We start from the raw sequence: 17,967 nt of genomic DNA on the forward strand, positions 1-17,967 counted from the left end.
TGATCTTCGACGAGCCGGAGGCGGGCATCGACCTGTGGAGCTTCGCCCGGCTGACGGAGACCTTTGAGCAGATCCACGCCGCCGGCGGCGCTACCATGATCATCATCTCTCACCAGGAGCGCATCATCTCCCTGGCGGACGAGGTCATCGTAGTGGGCGACGGCGCCATCCGCCATCGCGGCAGCGCGCAGGAGATCCTGCCCCAGATTCTGGCGGACACCCTGGGCAGCTGCCCGGTACTCACCAACGGAGGTGAAACGAAATGATGGACAACCAGATCGATCAGGAGCTTCTGGAAAAGATCGCGGACATGCTGGGCAAGCCCGTGGGCGCCTTCAACATCCGCAAGGACTGCGGCTGTGACGGCCGTCAGAGCACCGAGCACATCAAGATCGACAACCGGACTGACGGCAAGAGCGGCATTGATATCCGCATCCTGGACGGCACGGTGGGCGAGACCTGCCACATTCCCGTCATCATCACCAAGCCCGGCATCCAGGAGACGGTGTACAACGACTTCTACATTGGGGAAAACTGCGACGTGGAGATCGTGGCCGGCTGCGGCATCCACAACTGCGGCGACCAGGAGTCCCGCCATGACGGCGTCCACACCTTCCATGTGGGCAAGAACTCCCGGGTGCACTACACGGAAAAGCACTACGGCGAGGGCGACGGCAAGGGCGGCAAGATCATGAACCCCCAGACTGTGGTGTACCTGGACGAGGGTGCCACCATTCAGATGGATACCACCCAGATCCGGGGTGTGGACTCCACCAAGCGCTACACCAAGATCGTCTGCGGCAAGGGCGCCGAGGCCGTGGTCACCGAACGGTTGCTGACCCACGGGGAGCAGATCGCCGAAAGCGACATGGAAATCGTGCTGGACGGCGAGGACGCCAAGGGCCGGGTCATCTCCCGCTCCGTGGCGCAGGACACCTCCTCCCAGGTGTTCTATCCCCGGATGGTGGGCAACGCCAAGTGCTTCGGCCATGTGCAGTGCGACTCCATCATCATGGGCTCTGCCAAGATCCGCTCCATCCCGGAGATCACCGCCAACTGCACCGAGGCCCAGCTGATCCACGAGGCGGCCATCGGCAAGATCGCCGGCGACCAGCTTCTGAAGCTGGAGACCCTGGGCCTGACCGAGGAGGAGGCCGAGGACTGCATCCTCAAGGGCTTCCTGGCCTGACAAGCCCCTTTTTCAAGACAAACAGCCAAGCGGCACGGCGTGTATACGCCGTGCCGCTTCTTTGTAAGCCGCCTCGGTATTTTTTTATTCTTAGTACTTGACAATACATAGTAGCTGGTATAGTATAGCTGTCAAAGGGGGGAGGTTATGAACGCACAGTTCAAAAAGGGCGTACTGGAGCTGATCGTGCTGGAATCCGTGCGAAAACGGGATATGTACGGCTATGAACTGGTTGCCGAAGTATCAAAAGTCGTGGATGTGAACGAGGGCACCATCTATCCCCTGCTCAAACGGCTGACCAACGAGCACTATTTTGAAACGTATCTGCGGGAGTCCTCCGAGGGACCACCTAGAAAGTACTATCACCTGACCGCCGCCGGTATTCTCTACCGGGATTCCCTGGAAGCAGAGTGGCTGCGCTTTTCGCAGCAAGTGAACGTGTTTTTGAAGGAGCATCAGGAATGAACAAGCAGGACTTCTTACAGGAACTGCAGTCCCGCATCCGCATTCTGGAGGAGGCGGAGCAGCAGGATATTTTGGCAGAATACGCGCAGCACATCGATCTGCGGATAGCAGGCGGGCTCTCCGAAGAGGAGGCCATCCAGGACTTTGGAGATCCGGGCCAGCTGGCCGCGGAGATCCTGGAGGCATACCATGTGGACCCCAGCCGTCTCAGTACACCGGCGCAGCCCAAGCAGGCCGCCCAGGCCCTGCGGCGGTCCGCCGCCGGGATCCGGGACCGGTTCTGCCGCCTGGGACACAGCATCTCGGAGGGGCTTCGCCGCTGCGGCCGCGGCATCGCCGCCTGGTGGCGGCGGAGAGGTCAGCAGCTGAAATCACTGACACACCGTACACATTGCCCCAAGGACACCAACAAGGAGGCATCTTCCATGTCACACGCTCCCCGCTCCCACGCCGTGCTCCTGCACATCAAACAGGCAGGCCGCTGGCTGAGCCGTCTCCTGGCGGCACTGGCGCACCTGGCCTGGAATCTGCTGATGCTTCTGGTGATCCTCCCCTTCGCGGGAGCGGGACTGCTGGCGCTGCTGTTCATTGGTCTTCTTGCAGTCCTGCTGGTTCAGGGATACCCCCTGGCAGGTCCTCTGCTGTGCGGTATCGGCCTGGTCCTGTGCTGTGCCGCCCTGGTAGGACTGTGCGCGACACTGTTCCACCGCCGCCGGACTGTGAATGACCAGGGAGAAGCGCCCGCAGCATGCACTTCTGATCCGGAAGAGGAGGGACTCATCCATGCGTAAAACTCGATTGATCCTGTTGGGCATCCTGTGCTCTGGTTTGCTGCTGTGCGGCATCGGCGCAGGGGTCACGCTGGCGGAAGTCTCCTCCTTCTCGTACAGCGGACGCCAGCTGATCCAGCCCATGGAAAACCGCACGCAGACCCTTACGGTTTCCCTGGAATCTTCCAACAGTACCGTCCAGCTCCAGAATTATCTGGACGTCTATGATTCCGACGTCCGCCTGGAGGATGTCTGCCGCCTGGAAAGCAGCGACACCGTCGCCCCCGGCACGCTTGAGCTGGAGGCCTCCTACGACACCGCCGGGCCGGAGATCAACATATGGAATGACTACTGGCCGGAGGAAAACATGGAGCTGCTCCATTTGGGATGGTACTCCGGCGATGAGCTGGCGATGCTCCTTAGCTGCAAGGACCAGATCCTCTCGGACATCCGGAATCACCAGCTGGGAACGTATCTGCCCGTGCAGATAAATGAGATCGTCATCACGGCCAATCCTGCCGACGTCGGCCGGATCCTTCTTCCATAATCCAACGATCCGCGGGGCGCACAAGGGCTCCCCGCGGATCGGTTCATTTTGCCGCCGCCCTTGTATTTGCGCAGGATCCATGCTAAAGTAGGCACCATGGAAACATATGAACTGATCCGCTCCCGCCGGAAAACGCTGGCGCTGGAGATTACCCGGGACTGCCGGGTGGTGGTGCGGGCCCCCCTGCGGGCGTCCCGCAGCCAAATCGATATCTTTGTCCGCGCCCATGCGGACTGGATCGCCAAACACCTGGAGGCCCAGCGCCGCCGGGCGCAGCTGGCACCTCCCGCCCCCTCCCCGGAGGAGCTGACGGAGCTGAAAAGGCGGGCCCGGGCGGTGTTGGAACCCCGGGTGGCCTACTGGAGCGGCGTCACGGGCCTGGTACCCACCGGAATGCGGATTACCGCCGCCCGCACCCACTACGGCAGCTGCAGCGGAAAAAACAGCCTCTCCTTCTCCTGTTTTCTGGCCAACTACCCGCCCCAGGCCATCGACCTGGTAGTGGTCCATGAGCTGTGCCACATCCGGGTGAAGAACCACGGCCCCGGCTTCTACGCCCTGCTGGAGCAATACCTGCCGGATTACCGGGAACGCAAGCAGCTGCTGCGCCGTCCCAACATGCCGGAACCTTAAAAAAACGTCCCCCGGAGTTTCTTTCTCCGGAGGACGCTTTTCACATATTATGAAGTCTCATCCCAGCAGCAATGCCACGCCCCACAAAATAGCCAGGCCCAGCACATTCCCCACGGTGAACACCGCCAGGAACCGTCCCGGCCGGGCACCGGGCCAGCGCAGGTACGCCTTGAGGGTGATGAGGCTGGCCAGGGAGGCGATGGGGGTACCCAGGCCGCCGATGTCCACGCCGATCAGCAGTTCCCGCCAGTTATCCGTAAAGCCGGAGAGCAGCACCGCCGCCGGCACATTGCTGATGATCTGGCTGGTGAGGACGGAGGTAGCCAGGGTGCTGGCAGAGAGCAGGCTCTGCAGAGCCTCCCGCACCGCTTCCACCCGGCCCAGGTTTCCGGAGACGACAAAGAAACAAACAAAGGTAGCCAGCAGGCTCACATCCAGCTGCCGCAGCCGCTGCCGGTCTGCCGCAGCCAGGACCGCCAGCACGATCACCGTCAGCACGCCGTAGGGCAATACACGGAACACTGTCATAAGGCACAGCAAGAACAGCACGCCGTACATCCCCAGCTTCTTGGGGCTCTCGATGGTCTGGGCCGCCATGTTGGGCGTTTCCAGCGCGCCGGGCAGCACCGGCACCGCCGCCACGGTCAATCCCACCAGGCTCACAATGGTCAGTGGCAGCAGCACGGTAAAAAAGTCTCCGGCGGAGAGACCATAGGCCCCGTAGAGATACAGGTTCTGGGGATTGCCCACGGGGGTCGCCATGCTGCCCAGGTTGGCAGCCATGGTCTGCAGCACCAGCACCGGCACCGCCGAGTGGGGACAGTCCAGCTGTTCCAGCAGCAGCAGCGTGAAAGGCACAAAGGTGATGAGGGCCACATCATTTGTCACCAGCATGGAGGTAAAAAAGGGCAACAGCACCAGCGTCACCCCCAGCCGCCGGGGGCCTCCGCAGCGCCGCAGCAATGCCGCAGCCAGCCACCGGAATGCCCCGCAGGACTGGAAGCCCGCCACCACTGCCATCAGGCACAGCAGCAGGCACAGCACCCGCAAATCGATATAGCCCCAGTACGCGCTGTCCGGCGGTACGGCCAGCATGGTCAGCACGGCACACACCGCCGCCACACACAGGACTGTCTCCCGTTTGAAAAAGCTCCGCAGGCGGGCTCTCATAACGCCTCTCCTCCCCGGTCTGAAAAAATCCGGCTACTACCATACCACAGCCTGGATTCTTTTGCAAGATTTTAACAGTCCGGCCAAGGAGAATTTTCCACAATCCGCCTGCGGCATGTGTAAAAATCCCCCCGGATGATCTATCCGGGGGGATTGCTGATCTGTTAAAAGCTCACTCGCCCATGGGAGCACCGCACTGGGGGCAGAACTTGCTGTCGGACTGGGCGCCGCAGATGGGGCAGGTCTTCATCAGCGGAACCTCTACCACCACTTCCGGATCGTCGCTGTCCCAAGAGGGCTTGCTGGCCTCCAGATCGGCGATGCGGGCCTTGGAGGCGTTCACCGCTTCCACCAGATCCCGCACAGCGTCGGGGATCTCGCCCTCGTACTCGCTGACGAACCACTCGCCGATGGTGCGGTAGTTCTTATCCATCTCACGCTGCTCGCCGGCAATGGCCACGCTGATCTTGGTCAGCTCCGCGGCATCCTTAGCTTTGTCAGCCGCCACAGAGGCCACGTCCCGGGCCTTATCCGCCGCCACATAGGCTACATCCCGTGCCTTTTTGCCCAGTTCATCAAAAAATGCCATATTGGTTACCCCTTTCATCTTGGTGCAAAGCCGTCTTTTGGTTTCCTGTTATTTCCATTTCCTTCCTCTAATTGCTAACAGTATAGCGTACTTTACCCGGAAACGCAACCGCTTTCCCCGGGAATTTACACATCGTTTTCAATCCAGTTCCGGGCCCGGGAAACCGCCCGGCGCCACTGGGCGCAGTCCGCCGCACACGCATCCGCGTCCCGCTGGGGCAAAAACACGTGCTGGCTGCGGCGCAGGCCCTCCAGCTCACCAAGATCACGCCACACTCCGGCGCACAGTCCCGCCAGGGCCGCTGCGCCGAAGGCGGTGGTTTCCACCTGGGCGGGGCGGTCCACCGGCAGCCGCAGCAGATCCGCCTGGGTCTGCATCATGATATCGCTGACAGAGGCTCCGCCGTCCACCCGCAGGGCAGTGATGGGGCAGGGTGCATCCGCCTGCATGGCCTCCATGAGATCCGCCACCTGATAGGCGATGGAATCCAGTACCGCCCGGGCAATGTGGGCCCGGGTGGTGCCCCGGGTAATGCCCACGATGGTACCCCGGGCGTACATGTCCCAATAGGGGGCGCCAAGGCCCGTGAAAGCAGGTACGATAAAAACGCCCCCTGCATCCGGCACGCTCTCCGCCAGTCGGTCGCACTCCGGCGCGCTGGAGATGAGCCCCAGTTCGTCCCGCAGCCACTGGATGGTGCTGCCAGCATTGAAGACACTGCCCTCCAGGGCATAGGTGGTAGTTCCTCCCAGGCTCCAGGCCACAGACGTCACCAGCCCCGCGCCTGAGCGCACCGGGGTCTGCCCCACGTTCATCAGGGTAAAACAACCGGTGCCGTAGGTGTTTTTTGCCTGGCCCGGGGTGAAGCAGGCCTGTCCGAACAGCGCCGCCGGCTGGTCGCCGGCGCTGCCGCAGATGGGGATGCCCGCAAGATCCTCCAGCCCCGGGATCCCCGGAGCTACCCGGCCGTACTCCCGGCAGTTGGATACCGGCTCCGGCAGCAGCGACATGGGGATCTCCAGCGCCCCACACAGCTCTGCGTCCCATTGGAGGGTGTGGATATTGAAGAGCATGGTGCGGGAGGCGTTGGAGTAGTCCGTCACATGGGCAGCACCACGGGTGAGGTTCCAGATGAGCCAGGAGTCTACCGTTCCGGCACACAGCTCTCCCCGCTCCGCCCGCTGCCGCAGCCCCGGCACATGATCCAGCATCCAGCGGATCTTGGTCCCGGAGAAATAGGCGTCGATCAGCAGTCCCGTCCGCTCCGTCACCGTCTCCCCCAGGCCGTCGGCCTTCAGCCGGTCACAGATGCCCGCCGTGCGGCGGCACTGCCAGACGATGGCGTTGTGCACCGGCTCGCCGGTACGGCGGTCCCAGAGGATCGTGGTCTCCCGCTGGTTGGTGATGCCGATGGCGGCGATCTGCTTGGGGTCGATGTGGGCGCTGTCCACCACCTCCGCCAGGGCCCGGCGCTCCGTGGCCCAGATCTCCATGGGATCGTGCTCCACCCAGCCGGGCTGGGGGTAGATCTGCCGGAAGGGATACTGGGCCCGGGCGACGATTTCAGCGGAGCGGTTGAACAAGATGGCGCGGGAACTGGTGGTACCCTGGTCCAGGGCGACGACAAAACTTTCCATATGCCCTCCTCTGGCATTTTCCGCCAAACTGTGTTATTCTGACAACAAGGCCGTTTCCGCCTGCGGGGCGGCGCGAAAAACGCCCGGTATTTGTTGGGCACCAGTATATCACAAGAAGGCGTGATTTGCCATGACCAGAAATAAATTTAGCTTCCTCTCCTCCGACGCCAAGACCTCCATCCACGGTGAGCTGTGGCTGCCGGAGAGTCCGGTCCGGGCCGTGGTGCAGATCGCCCACGGCGTGTCGGAATACATCCTGCGCTATGAGCCTCTGGCCGCATATCTGACAGAGCGGGGCATCGCCGTGGTGGGCAACGACCACCTGGGCCACGGCTCCTCCGTGGCGCCTGGAGCGCCCCGGCTGTACTTCGGCCCCAAGGGCAGCTGGATGCACGTGGTGGAGGATCTTTACACCCTGCGCTCTCAGGTGGGCCGTCAGGCGCCCGACGTCCCCTGGTTTCTGCTGGGCCACTCCATGGGCTCCTTTCTGGCCAGGACCTATCTCATCCGCTACCCCGGCACCGTCTCCGGTGCCGTACTGGTGGGAACGGGGCAGATGTCCCCTGCCCTGATCGCCGGCGGCCGGGCCATCGCCGCCCGGGAGGCCCGGCGTGTGGGGGAGACCCACTCCAGCCCCCTGGTGGGACAGCTGGCCTTTGGGGCATACAACAAACGCTTCGCCCCCAACCGCACCGCCTTTGACTGGATCTCCCTGGATCCCGGCAATGTGGACCGGTACTTGGCAGACCCCATGTGCGGAGAAGATCCCTCCACGGGACTGTTCCGGGAAATGCTCTGGGGCATCTCCTACATCACCCGTCCAGCCAACCTGCGCCGGATGAACGCCAACACCCCCGTGCTGTTCCTCTCCGGTGCCATGGATCCCGTAGGGGATTGTGGAAAGGGCGTCCGCCGGGCGTACCGCAGCTTCCAGAAAGCCGGTGTGCGGGATGTATCCATGAAGCTCTATCCGGATCTGCGCCATGAGATCTTCAACGAGGCCTGCCGGGAAGACGTTTACAACGACCTGTACCAGTGGCTCAGCCGCTATCTCGCTGAGAAAGGAGAACCGTGCCCCACATGAATCCCACCCGTACACAGCGCTATTATCACGCGTGTCTGGCCGCCCGGACTGCCGCTTTCGCAGTGGTGCTGGCAGGCGCTCTTTTGGTGCCGGACCGCTTTGACCGGGATCTGGCCGACGGCTTCCGGATCCTCTCCCCCTTGAGCATCCTGTGGCTTTTGCTGATGGTCTCCATGGTCTTCCGGCTCTTTCCCTCCAAAGTGGAGAGCCTGGGCTGCCAGAAGGAGTTTGCCCGGCGCTACCGTCCCACCGGCCGCGCCGTGCCTCCCCAGGACATCCGGCAGGCCAATCGGGGTGCCCTGATCGTGGCTCTGGTGTGGATCGCTTTCAACGCCGTCTTCTTTCTGGGGCATGCCAAGGGATGGCTTACGGATCGCTTCCTGGTATGTCTGGCAGGATTCTACGGGATGAGCGACATCATTTGCATTCTTTTCTTCTGTCCCTTCCAGTCCTGGATGATGCACAACCGCTGCTGCACCACCTGCCGCATCTATGACTGGGATTATCTAATGCTCTGTACTCCCCTGCTGGCTCTGCAAAATGCCATGGCCCTTTCCGCCTGTCTCCTGGCCGCCGTTATTTTTGTGCGCTGGGAAGTGACGCTTTTGCGCCATCCGGAGCGTTTTTTTGAAGCCAGCAACGACGCCCTCCGCTGTGCCGCCTGCCAGGAACACCTGTGCCAGCAAAAACGGGCACTGGCTGCCCACGGCCGTTCCCGCCGTCCTCATACGGAGCACTGAAACGCCCGGCTAAGGAGTCAGCCGCAGCACTTCCGGATCTCGGGCCAGGTACAAAAGGCGGACTGAGACCGCTCCGTCTGCCGCCAAAATCAGCAGCGCGGCATAGGTGGCCCAAGGCGGAACCGCCGTCGTCCACTGCCGGGCCAAAGGCTGGAACCAGGGCAGCCATGCCGCCAGCAGCACTCCCCAGGCCAGGGAAAACGGGACACACACCCGTCCCCGCAGGTTTCCCCAGACACCGGAGTAGTCCCAAAACCGGACCCCCAGGAGCCGGTCATAGAGAACATGCACCCCGTACTCCACGGCGGTGGCGGTGAGCCCGCCCCAGAACGCCAGCTCTGCCGGATTGTCCACCAGCTTCTCCGGCAGGGCCAGCACCGCCAGAACCCCCAGCCCATACACCGGGCACAGCGGCAGCAAAAGAAAACACTTTCGGGTCTGCCGGGGTGAGCCGGAGAGGGCCGCAAATCCTTTTTCCAGCAGGTATCCCAAAAAACTATACAGCAGGAATTGCCAAAACCACGCCTGCATCCCATTCCTCCTTCTCCGGCAGTGTGTCCCGCCGGAGATTTTTTCATGCAGCCGATTGCGAAGGCGCCGCTTTCATGCTAGACTAAGCTTCATGGAAGGAGGTGCGCCTGTGGATCAATGGGAAGCACTGCGGCAGGATTGCCTGCGCTGCCAGGGCTGCGCCCTGGCCCAAACCCGCACCAATGTGGTCTTTGGCGACGGTGCCCAGGATGCGGAGATCCTGCTGGTGGGTGAAGGACCGGGCCAGCATGAGGATGAGCAGGGCATCCCCTTTGTGGGCAAGGCCGGGATGCTGCTGGACGACATGCTGGAGATCATCGGATTGGACCGTACCAAGGTGTATATCGCCAACATCGTCAAGTGCCGTCCCCCGGGGAACCGGGATCCCCTGAACGTGGAACAGGATGCCTGTATCGGTTTCCTGCGGCGGCAGACGGCGCTGCTGCGCCCCAAAATCATCGTCTGCTTGGGCCGCATTGCCGCCAAGGTCATCATCAAGGAAGATTTCAAGATCACTGCCGAACACGGACAGTGGTTTGAACGCAAGGGTGTGCAGATGACTGCCATCTATCACCCGGCGGCACTGCTGCGGGACGTGGGCAAGCGGCCGGAGACCTTTGAAGACCTCAAGTCTATCCAGGCCAAGATCCGGGAGGTCTGCACCCACACGGAGATCTGAAAAACGGCAGGAGCCGGGAGCATCCCGGCTCCTGCCTTCGCCTTCTATTGTAAACCAATAAATTTATACGGGTTGACATCTCGAGATTCCCATGCTATACTTCCATACAGTTTTCCATGAAAGGAGTATTTTCCATGTCAACCGCCGCCTCCCGCCATCATCTGCGGACGCTGGATCTTGCATATATCGCCCTCTTTGCCGGGCTCATCGCGGTGTGCGCCTGGATTACCGTCCCCGCCGCGGTACCCTTTACCATGCAGACTTTCGGGATCTGCACAGCCCTCTTTGTTCTGGGAGGCCGGCGGGGCACCTGGGCCGTGGGGGTTTACCTTCTGCTGGGCTTTGTAGGGCTGCCTGTGTTTTCCGGATTTCAGGGCGGGCCCGGAACCCTGCTGGGTACCACCGGCGGTTATATTCTGGGCTTTTTCGCCATGGCGGCAGTGTACTGGCTGATGACTGCTTGGCTGGGAGAACGGCTCCCGGTCTCCATCCTGGCCATGGTGCTGGGACTGCTGGTCTGTTACATTTTCGGCACCATCTGGTTCATGGTACTCTACGCCCGGAACTCCGGCCCCATCGGTCTTGCCACCGCCCTGGGATGGTGCGTATTCCCCTTTGTGATCCCGGATCTCGCCAAACTGGCTCTGGCGGCACTGCTGGCCCGCCGGGTCTCCCGGTTCCTGCGATGAAAAAACGCCCCGGCCTGCGTCAACAGGCCGGGGTATTTATGTTTCAGGGATCACTGCCGCCTTTTTGACACACCTCCAGATAATACCGGGACTGTTCCAAATCCAAGGACACCTCCGTGATCCCGTTCTCCAGGTCAAAGCCGAAATTCTGCCCCGTGATCCGGATGCCGCCGGTATTCTCCAAGGAGGCATTGGCAGCCGTAAAGGTCAGGTTGGAATCCAGGTCTATCGCCAAATCATAGCCGTACACCTTGGAATTCCCATATCCGTGATCCCGGCTGGCCGGCCGGATCATCTGCGCGGTGACTGTGACGCTGCCCCCCGCGGGAATGGTAACTTCCGCCGCCGTGTACCACACCCGGTTCATCCAGCCTGTCCGGCTCAAAAGGTTCTCCAGATCCTCTCCCGGCCAGCCGGTAAGCTCCATGGCCCGGCCGGGCCCCGGGAAGGAAGCAGTGAGATCCCGGCAAAAGAGGGTATAAAAGTCCTGGAAGGAGCAGATTTGCTTCAGATCCTCCTGCTGTCCGTAAAACGCCAGGGCCAGCGGCTCCAGGATCTCCTCCAGCGTCATCTCCTGCCGGGTGACATCCGCAGTTACTTCCAGATCCTCCTGGGGCTCCCGCCCCAGCTTGCTGTACGCCTGTACCGGACCGATCCCCGGATCCTCTCCCAGGAAAATCAGACAGTGGGGCGTATCCTCCCGGTCCTCCGAAATTGGAAATCCGATCTCCATCTCACCGGGCTCATCCTGCGCCAAGGATCCGAAGCCATAAGCCAGCAGGGACGTCCGGTCCGGGTCGATATGGAGGCGGATGCCCGCGCTTGGATTTCCGCTCTCCCCGGCAGTCACCCGGGCATAATCAACTGTATAGACGCTCACCTGCTGGGCCAGCAGGTTCTGCACCGTATCAGGCAGGGGCGAAACGGCCTCTTTGAGATACCCGCCGCCGGAGAGCAGAGCCTCATAGTCCGCCCACTCACTCACCGAATCCGTCCTGCTGCCGGGAAACACTTGTGTCCGGACAGCGGCACCATCCACATTCAGGGTAGGCAGCGGATACTGCGTCAGATCCAGCAGGGAAACAGCTGCGGGATACAGCACCGTCACCGTCCGGTCCTCGCCGCCGTGGTTGGTGAGCACCGTCTCATCCGTCACCTGGACGTCCGCAGATAATGAGGCGGAGGAAGTCTCCTCCATGGGGGGCGCCGCGAACCCGGTAAAATCCCAGGTCACCCGCCGGACGGCATCTACCTGCTCCGCCGGCTCCGCCAGTGTCAGGGGAAGCACCGGCCCGGCGTAAAAATCGAAAACGTCCCCCGAGACATGCTCTTCCCGGCTGCCGGTACCACCCATGGACAATGAGCCGTTTCCCAGCAGCCGAAAGGCGCCCGCCACCACGATTGCCGCGCAGGCCGCCAGAGCCGCCCAGCGCTTCCAATGGATGGGGGGATTCTGTTCCAGCCGCCGGGCTGCATCCTGAGAGGCCGTCAGGTACTGGTCCTCCACCAGGTCCAGCATCCGGTCCAAATCCCGCTCTCTCATACCGTGACTCCCTCCCGCACCAGGTGGGCCCGGAACTTTTTGCGCAGCCGGTGGAGCCGGGCGGTCACCTTGCTCTCAGACCATCCGGTGCGCTTGGCGATGGTTCCCACTGTGTCAAAGTACCAGTAACGCCACAGGAAGAGATTCCGTCCCGTGGCATCCAGCGTCCCCAAAAAGCTGTTGATGATCTGGGCCAGCGCCACCTCCTCCAGGGGCTCCTCGTCAAATACCGCCACTTGGTGCAGCTCCTCCAGGGCCTGGGTAGCATCCACGTTCCGCTTGGCAGCATGGAGATAGTCGCTGCGGTCCAGGGCCACATTTCGGGTAATGCGGCATAAGAAGGCCCGGAACGCCGAGGGCCGCTGGGGCGGTACTGTATTCCACACCCCCAGATAGGCATCGTTGACGCATTCCTCGGCATCCGCGTATACCCGCAGGATATTCCGGGCGATGCGCAGGCACAGCCGCCCGTATTTGGTATCCGTCTCCCAAATGGCGGACTCATCCCGCTGCCAGTACAGCTCCACGATCTGGGCATCTTCCATGCTTTCACCCCTTTTGCGCCTCTCGTCCTTTCCTCTTACCCATATAGACGGAATTCCCGGGGCGCACCTTGCACTGCCGGAAAAATTTTTAGAAAAAAGCGGAGCAGATGCTCCGCTTTTTAAAAGGTCAGACGCATATCGTACCAGACGGCGCCGCCGTGGGTAGAGGCGGACACCCCCTCGCTGCGGTAGCCGAAGGTCTCGTAGTAGTGTACCAGACGATCCTTGCAGGTGAGAACGCAGCCCTTGCGGCCCTGGGAGCGGGCATCGGCGATCACCTGCCGCATCACTTCTCCCGCCAGGCCCCGGCGGCGGTACTCCGGCAGGGTGTTTACACCGAAGACCATCTGCCAGGCGCCGCGCTCATTATGGAAGGCGGCATCGGCAAACATCTCGTCCCGGATGGTGGGCTCGTCGCTGACCAGACCGTTGATGAAGCTCACCAGGCGGCCGTCCTCCTCCAGCAGCCAGAAGTGGTTGGGGTAGACCGCCAGGCGGGCCGCGAACTCGTCCCGTGTGGCAGCCTCGGCCGCCGGGAAACAGGCGGCCTCCACCGCCGTGACGGCATCCAGATCATCCATGGTAGCAGTGCGGATATGCATGGAAAAACGCTCCTCTTATTTTAAATATTGATAGGCCAGCAGCAGCCGGGCAGTGGAATTGAACATGTTCTCAAACCCATAGGGCTGGTCTGCAGCAAAGCGCAGGGCATCCCGCTCCTGGAGCTGCAGCTGCTCTCCCTGGGCCGTGACCTGCACCGTACCGGAGAGCACCGTGGCGTGGCACACGCAGCCCGGTACCGACACCTCCGGGCAATATTTGCCGCTGATGTACAGATCCAGGAAAAAGGTCTCCTGCCGGGTCACCTCGTCATAGGGGAAGGAAGGCCGCAGCAGCACCTTGCCTCCGTCCAGCCGGGCAGGCTTGTTGTCCAGCTCCCGGCTGAGGAGAAAGGCCTCGAACCCGTCGTTTTCCATCAGCACCTGGGCAGGCACCTTCAGCGCTGTGGCGATCTTGCCCAGAATGGCCACAGAGGGATTGGCCTCCCCCCGCTCGATCTGGCCCAGCATGCTGCGGGAGACCCCCGCCAGTTCCGCCGTGCGCTCCATGCTGAGTTTTTTGGTCTTCCGGATGCGCTTGATGTTTTCCGCCACTGCCCGGTTCAGTTCCATCTTCGTCTCTCCTCCGGCAAATCGGCCATTATATTGAAAATTTTCTCTCTTATAGTATCCGAGCCGCAGAATTTTGTCAAGCGTTGTCGATTCAGGCAGAACAAAGCGCGGCGGATTTCCGCCGCGCTTTGTTTGCGTCTGCCTTTATACGTGCCGCCAGCTGGCGCCGCCCTTGGTATCGGTGATCTCAATCCCCTGGGCCTTGAGTTCGTCCCGGATCCGGTCCGCCTCGGCAAAGTTCTTGGCCTTCTTGGCCTCGTAGCGCTGCATCACCAGCGCGTCGATGGCGGGATCCCCCTCGCCGGTGACGGTGTAGTCACCCGCCGCCGCGGTCGTCTGAGCAGCCGCCTGCTGACGCAGCTCCGCCGCCTTTTCCAGGAGGCGCAGCCCCAGCACCGTATCAAAGCTCCCCAGCAGCGCCAGCTTGGTGGCATCGTTGGTGTCGGCCTTGAGGACATCGTAGAGAGCGGTGATGCCCATGGAGGTGTTGAGATCGTTGTCCATTACCTGGCGGAACTTGGCGGAATACGCCTCCACCACTGCCTGGTCCACGGGAGTGCCGTCATCCTTCAGGGCAGCCACCCGCTTGAGGAGTTTGGTGTAGGCACCCTGGGCATTGTCCAGATTCTCCCAGGTGAACACCAGGCTCTTGCGGTAGTGGCTCTGGAGGCAGAAGAACCGGTAAGCCAGGGGATCGTAGCCCTTTTCCTCCAGCAGGGAGACCGTCAGGAACTCACCCTTGGACTTGCTCATCTTACCGTGGGCGGTGTTCAGGTGCAGCACGTGCATCCAGTAATTGCACCAGTGATGCCCCAGATAAGCCTCCGACTGGGCGATCTCGTTGGTGTGGTGGGGGAAGGCGTTGTCGATGCCGCCGCAGTGGATGTCCAGGTCCTCGCCCAGGTGCTTCATGGAGATGCCGGAGCACTCGATATGCCAGCCGGGATAGCCCACGCCCCAGGGAGAATCCCACTTGAGGGCCTGATCTTCAAACTTGGACTTGGTGAACCAGAGGACGAAGTCGTTCTTGTTGCGCTTGTTGGTGTCCTCCTCCACGCCCTCCCGGACGCCCACCGCCAGATCATCGGCGTCGTGGTCGTTGAAGATATAGTAGCGCTCCAGCTTGGAGGTATCGAAATAGATATTGCCGCCGGCGGCATAGGCGTAGCCGGTATCCATCAGTTTGGAGATGATCTTGATATACTCATCGATGCAATTTGTTGCGGGCTCCACCACGTCGGGCCGCTTGATGTTGAGCTTACGGCAATCCTCAAAGAAGGCGTCGGTGTAGAACTTGGCGATCTCCATGACGGTCTTGTGCTCCCGATGCGCGCCCTTGAGCATCTTGTCCTCGCCGGTATCGGCATCGGAGGTCAGGTGCCCCACGTCGGTGATGTTCATGACCCGCTTGACGTTGTAGCCCAGGTAACGCAGGTACTTCTCCAACACATCCTCCATGATGTAGGAGCGCAGGTTACCGATGTGGGCGTAGTGATAGACCGTCGGGCCGCAGGTGTACATCTTTACGATGTCCGGGTGGTTGGGAACGAATTCCTCTTTTTTATGGCTGGCGGAGTTATATAAATACATAATCAGGCAGACCTCTCTTTCGCAGAATGTTCATTGGATAGTTGTTTGAGCTCTTGCTCCAGTTTTTCGATCCGCTGGGTCAGGGCGCTCATCTCCCGCACCACCGGGTCTTCCATGTGGATCTGATCCACATCGTCCGCATAGTAGACGGGCTTGCCCTGGACCCGGACGATCCGGGCGGGAACGCCCACGGCGGTGCATCCCGGCGGTACCTCCCGCAGTACCACCGCACCGGCGGCAATGCGGGCATTGTCCCCCACCTTGAAGGGGCCCAGCACCCGGGCACCGGAACCTACCAGCACATTATTCCCCAATGTGGGGTGGCGCTTTCCCTGATCCTTGCCGGTGCCCCCCAGGGTAACACCCTGGTAGAGCAGGCAGTCATCACCAATCTCGGCGGTCTCACCGATGACGATGCCCATGCCGTGGTCGATGACCAGGCGGTGGCCGATGGTGGCGCCGGGATGGATCTCAATGCCGGTCCAGAACCGGCTCCACTGGGACACAAAACGGGCCGGCAGGAACAGCCGGTGCTGATAGAGCCAGTGGGCCAGACGGTGGTAGAGGATGGCATGTACGCCGGGATAGAGGAGGAAAACCTCCAGCTTGCTGCGGGCCGCAGGATCGCGGCGCTGGTAGGCGGAAAGCAATCCGCCCAGACGGGTCACTCGTTTTGCCATGAAAAAAACTCCTTGTGTCGAGCCGGGAGAAACAAAAAGCGCCTCCCGTACCACATAGTACGAGAGGCGACGAATCGCGGTTCCACTCTCTTTTATCACTCAAGGAAGCCGTTGACGCAGGCCAGGCGGAGGGCATCCACATCCCCCGCGCTCCCGGGCGCACTTTCCCAGCCGCCGCCGTAGGCACGCTTGCAGCCGGTGACGCGCCCTCTCTGTCCTTTGGTTTATGCCGGTACTCTTCCCGATCATCACGCTATTCAATTTACCTTAGCATATTAGCAGGATTTGTCCCAGGTGTCAAGTCCCCACCCAGGCGTGGTGGTTTTTTGCCCGCCCGCTGCCCCGTCCGGTGCCCAAATGCCTGGGCGGCAAGGGAAAGAAGCATCTTGTCAACGGACTGTTGACAAGATGCTCCCGGAAGTCGCTTGTCAAGCACCCAAAGATTTGATATGCTCTTTACAAGGAAAAAGGGGGGATTCCATGGAAGAGCTGAAGGATCGCATCACCGCGGCGCGCAAGCTGGCGGGACTTACCCAGGAACAGCTGGGGGAACTTCTTGGGGTCACCCGTCAGGCGGTGAGCAAGTGGGAGAGCGGGCAGACGGTGCCGGACGCCGTCACCGTGGCTCGGCTGTGCAAGGCACTGCACGTATCGGCGGACTATGTGCTGCTGGGCAAAGAGCCGGAGGAATCCGACGACCAGACACCCCCCGTCTACACACTGCCGGACACCTGTCCCTGCTGCGGCCGGGCTGTGGAGGGTTCCATCTGCCCCACCTGCGGCTATCCTTTGCCCACGATGCCGCCTCGCGGTCCACGTTACGCCCTGGTAGCCACCAGTCAGTACTATGCCAATGTGCATGCCGAACAAATGCTGATCCGCTACTGCGGTATGACCCGGGAGAAGGCCCAACAGGTACAGGCGAAGGGTTCCAGCGGCAAAGTGGTGCTGCGGCGGGATCTCACAGACACCGCCGCCCAGTATCTGACAGCCCATCTGAACCCCTATCTCTTTCCCTGGCTGCGTATTGTGGAAGATCATGGTGAGCCGGAGGACGTTCTCAAAAACGGCTCCAAAGGGATGGAATTGCCTCCACGGGATTCCCTACAGAGCAGCAGCAGCTTTTGGATCGTGGTAGCGGCCGTGGATGTGGTGGTACTCATGATTGCGGCCTTTTTCTATTTCTTTTGATACGGCATTGGTATCTTCTCACCCTCAGAAACCTTTTCTCTGCTGCAGCCCCTCTTGTTTTCAGATGCACAAAAAGCCGCGGGCATTGCCCGCGGCTTTTTCATCATTCTTTATGCAGAGGCGATGATGTCCTTGTTCTTGGCGAAGTACTCCACACCGGAGTAGAGGGTGGTGAGGGCGATGATCCACACGCAGATGGTATTCACCACGGGCGGGATGGGTAAAAACATCACCACGATGCACACCATGGTGGAGGCGGTCTTCACCTTGCCGGACCAGCCGGCGGCGATGACCCGCCCCTTGTCGGAGGCGATCATCCGCAGGCCGCTGACGGCAAACTCCCGGATGATAACGATCAGCAGCGCCCAGGCGGGCATCTGCCCGATCTCCACAAACCACAGCATGGCCGCTGTCACCAGCATCTTGTCCGCCAGGGGATCGGCAAACTTGCCGAAGTCTGTTACCAGATTGTACTTCCGGGCGATCTTGCCGTCCAGCATGTCCGTGAGGCTGGCGATGATGA

General features: G+C 61.3%; 21 protein-coding genes and 1 pseudogene. 11 read left to right on the plus strand and 11 right to left on the minus strand.

The features are described 5' to 3' along the window. The 6 genes and pseudogenes from ACT67G_RS09605 to ACT67G_RS09630 form a co-directional block, all read left to right on the plus strand. Positions 1–266 (plus strand): annotated as a pseudogene (locus tag ACT67G_RS09605) (ABC transporter ATP-binding protein); the annotation flags it as partial. After that, the gene (locus ACT67G_RS09610) at positions 263–1,189 is read left to right on the plus strand and encodes a SufB/SufD family protein (RefSeq protein ID WP_443664084.1); all 927 of its coding nucleotides are present in this window, start codon (positions 263–265) and stop codon (positions 1,187–1,189) included. The pseudogene ACT67G_RS09605 and the gene ACT67G_RS09610, both read left to right, overlap by 4 nt. A 147-nt stretch (positions 1,190–1,336) precedes the next feature. Next, entirely contained in the window at positions 1,337–1,654 is a 318-nt protein-coding gene (locus tag ACT67G_RS09615) for a PadR family transcriptional regulator (protein ID WP_443664085.1), read from the plus strand. After that, positions 1,651–2,445 carry a DUF1700 domain-containing protein gene (locus ACT67G_RS09620; RefSeq protein WP_443664086.1) on the plus strand — a complete coding sequence of 265 codons (795 nt, stop codon included), beginning with the start codon at positions 1,651–1,653 and terminating at the stop codon, positions 2,443–2,445. Before ACT67G_RS09615 ends, ACT67G_RS09620 begins: the two co-directional genes overlap by 4 nt. After that, on the plus strand, positions 2,438–2,971 hold the full coding sequence (locus ACT67G_RS09625) for a hypothetical protein (RefSeq protein WP_443664087.1): 534 nt from the start codon (positions 2,438–2,440) through the stop codon (positions 2,969–2,971). Before ACT67G_RS09620 ends, ACT67G_RS09625 begins: the two co-directional genes overlap by 8 nt. Positions 2,972–3,067: 96 nt before the next feature. Further along, positions 3,068–3,604 carry a M48 family metallopeptidase gene (locus ACT67G_RS09630; RefSeq protein ID WP_443664088.1) on the plus strand — a complete coding sequence of 179 codons (537 nt, stop codon included), beginning with the start codon at positions 3,068–3,070 and terminating at the stop codon, positions 3,602–3,604. 57 nt (positions 3,605–3,661) lie between these two features. Here ACT67G_RS09630 and ACT67G_RS09635 read toward each other — a convergent pair whose 3' ends face one another. The 3 genes from ACT67G_RS09635 to glpK form a co-directional block, all read right to left on the minus strand. Beyond that, positions 3,662–4,774, minus strand: a complete 1,113-nt coding sequence (locus ACT67G_RS09635; RefSeq protein WP_443664089.1) for an SLC13 family permease — start codon at positions 4,772–4,774, stop codon at positions 3,662–3,664. 172 nt (positions 4,775–4,946) lie between these two features. Further along, entirely contained in the window at positions 4,947–5,363 is a 417-nt protein-coding gene (locus ACT67G_RS09640) for a zinc ribbon domain-containing protein (RefSeq protein ID WP_325247223.1), read from the minus strand. Positions 5,364–5,488: 125 nt separating this feature from the next. After that, positions 5,489–7,000, minus strand: coding sequence for a glycerol kinase GlpK (gene glpK, locus ACT67G_RS09645; protein WP_325247224.1), 1,512 nt, complete (start codon positions 6,998–7,000; stop codon positions 5,489–5,491). 130 nt (positions 7,001–7,130) lie between these two features. Between glpK and ACT67G_RS09650 the strand changes: the two genes are divergently transcribed. Both ACT67G_RS09650 and ACT67G_RS09655 read left to right on the plus strand, forming a co-directional pair. Continuing rightward, positions 7,131–8,084, plus strand: a complete 954-nt coding sequence (locus ACT67G_RS09650; protein WP_443664090.1) for a lysophospholipase — start codon at positions 7,131–7,133, stop codon at positions 8,082–8,084. Beyond that, positions 8,081–8,824 carry a hypothetical protein gene (locus ACT67G_RS09655; protein ID WP_325247226.1) on the plus strand — a complete coding sequence of 248 codons (744 nt, stop codon included), beginning with the start codon at positions 8,081–8,083 and terminating at the stop codon, positions 8,822–8,824. The genes ACT67G_RS09650 and ACT67G_RS09655 overlap by 4 nt, the downstream gene beginning before the upstream one ends. Before the next feature lie 9 nt (positions 8,825–8,833). Here the strand turns inward: ACT67G_RS09655 and ACT67G_RS09660 are convergent, their stop codons facing one another. After that, a complete protein-coding gene (locus ACT67G_RS09660; RefSeq protein WP_443664091.1) occupies positions 8,834–9,355 on the minus strand; it encodes a putative ABC transporter permease in 522 nt (173 codons plus the stop codon). 109 nt (positions 9,356–9,464) lie between these two features. On the opposite strand from ACT67G_RS09660, the gene ACT67G_RS09665 reads away from it, so the two are divergent. Together ACT67G_RS09665 and ACT67G_RS09670 are read left to right on the plus strand one after the other, a co-directional pair. After that, positions 9,465–10,034 carry a uracil-DNA glycosylase gene (locus ACT67G_RS09665; RefSeq protein WP_325244048.1) on the plus strand — a complete coding sequence of 190 codons (570 nt, stop codon included), beginning with the start codon at positions 9,465–9,467 and terminating at the stop codon, positions 10,032–10,034. Between the two features lie 134 nt (positions 10,035–10,168). Beyond that, complete coding sequence (locus ACT67G_RS09670; RefSeq protein WP_443664092.1) at positions 10,169–10,723, plus strand: biotin transporter BioY; 555 nt, start codon at positions 10,169–10,171, stop codon at positions 10,721–10,723. A gap of 43 nt (positions 10,724–10,766) precedes the next feature. On the opposite strand, the gene ACT67G_RS09675 is transcribed toward ACT67G_RS09670, so the two are convergent. From ACT67G_RS09675 to epsC, 6 genes are all read right to left on the minus strand, one after another. Next, positions 10,767–12,266 carry a hypothetical protein gene (locus ACT67G_RS09675; RefSeq protein WP_443664093.1) on the minus strand — a complete coding sequence of 500 codons (1,500 nt, stop codon included), beginning with the start codon at positions 12,264–12,266 and terminating at the stop codon, positions 10,767–10,769. Next, positions 12,263–12,811, minus strand: a complete 549-nt coding sequence (locus ACT67G_RS09680; protein ID WP_443664094.1) for an RNA polymerase sigma factor — start codon at positions 12,809–12,811, stop codon at positions 12,263–12,265. The genes ACT67G_RS09675 and ACT67G_RS09680 overlap by 4 nt, the downstream gene beginning before the upstream one ends. Before the next feature lie 119 nt (positions 12,812–12,930). Next, positions 12,931–13,413: a GNAT family N-acetyltransferase gene (locus ACT67G_RS09685; protein ID WP_443664095.1), complete on the minus strand. Its 483-nt coding sequence runs from the start codon at positions 13,411–13,413 to the stop codon at positions 12,931–12,933. A gap of 15 nt (positions 13,414–13,428) precedes the next feature. Beyond that, positions 13,429–13,983, minus strand: coding sequence for a helix-turn-helix domain-containing protein (locus tag ACT67G_RS09690; protein WP_325244038.1), 555 nt, complete (start codon positions 13,981–13,983; stop codon positions 13,429–13,431). A 144-nt stretch (positions 13,984–14,127) separates the two neighbouring features. Then, complete coding sequence (gene cysS, locus ACT67G_RS09695) at positions 14,128–15,573, minus strand: cysteine--tRNA ligase (protein WP_443664096.1); 1,446 nt, start codon at positions 15,571–15,573, stop codon at positions 14,128–14,130. 2 nt (positions 15,574–15,575) lie between these two features. Further along, a complete protein-coding gene (gene epsC, locus ACT67G_RS09700; RefSeq protein ID WP_325244034.1) occupies positions 15,576–16,253 on the minus strand; it encodes a serine O-acetyltransferase EpsC in 678 nt (225 codons plus the stop codon). A gap of 480 nt (positions 16,254–16,733) precedes the next feature. Between epsC and ACT67G_RS09705 the strand changes: the two genes are divergently transcribed. After that, positions 16,734–17,444 (plus strand): helix-turn-helix domain-containing protein, encoded by a 711-nt coding sequence (locus ACT67G_RS09705; RefSeq protein ID WP_443664097.1) that lies wholly within the window; start codon positions 16,734–16,736, stop codon positions 17,442–17,444. A 110-nt stretch (positions 17,445–17,554) separates the two neighbouring features. Here the strand turns inward: ACT67G_RS09705 and pgsA are convergent. After that, positions 17,555–17,967, minus strand: a 413-nt coding sequence (gene pgsA, locus ACT67G_RS09710) for a CDP-diacylglycerol--glycerol-3-phosphate 3-phosphatidyltransferase (protein WP_443664098.1), incomplete at its 5' end; no start/stop codon positions are given.

Source organism: Dysosmobacter sp., assembly GCF_052306735.1.
GTDB lineage: Bacteria > Bacillota > Clostridia > Oscillospirales > Oscillospiraceae > Oscillibacter.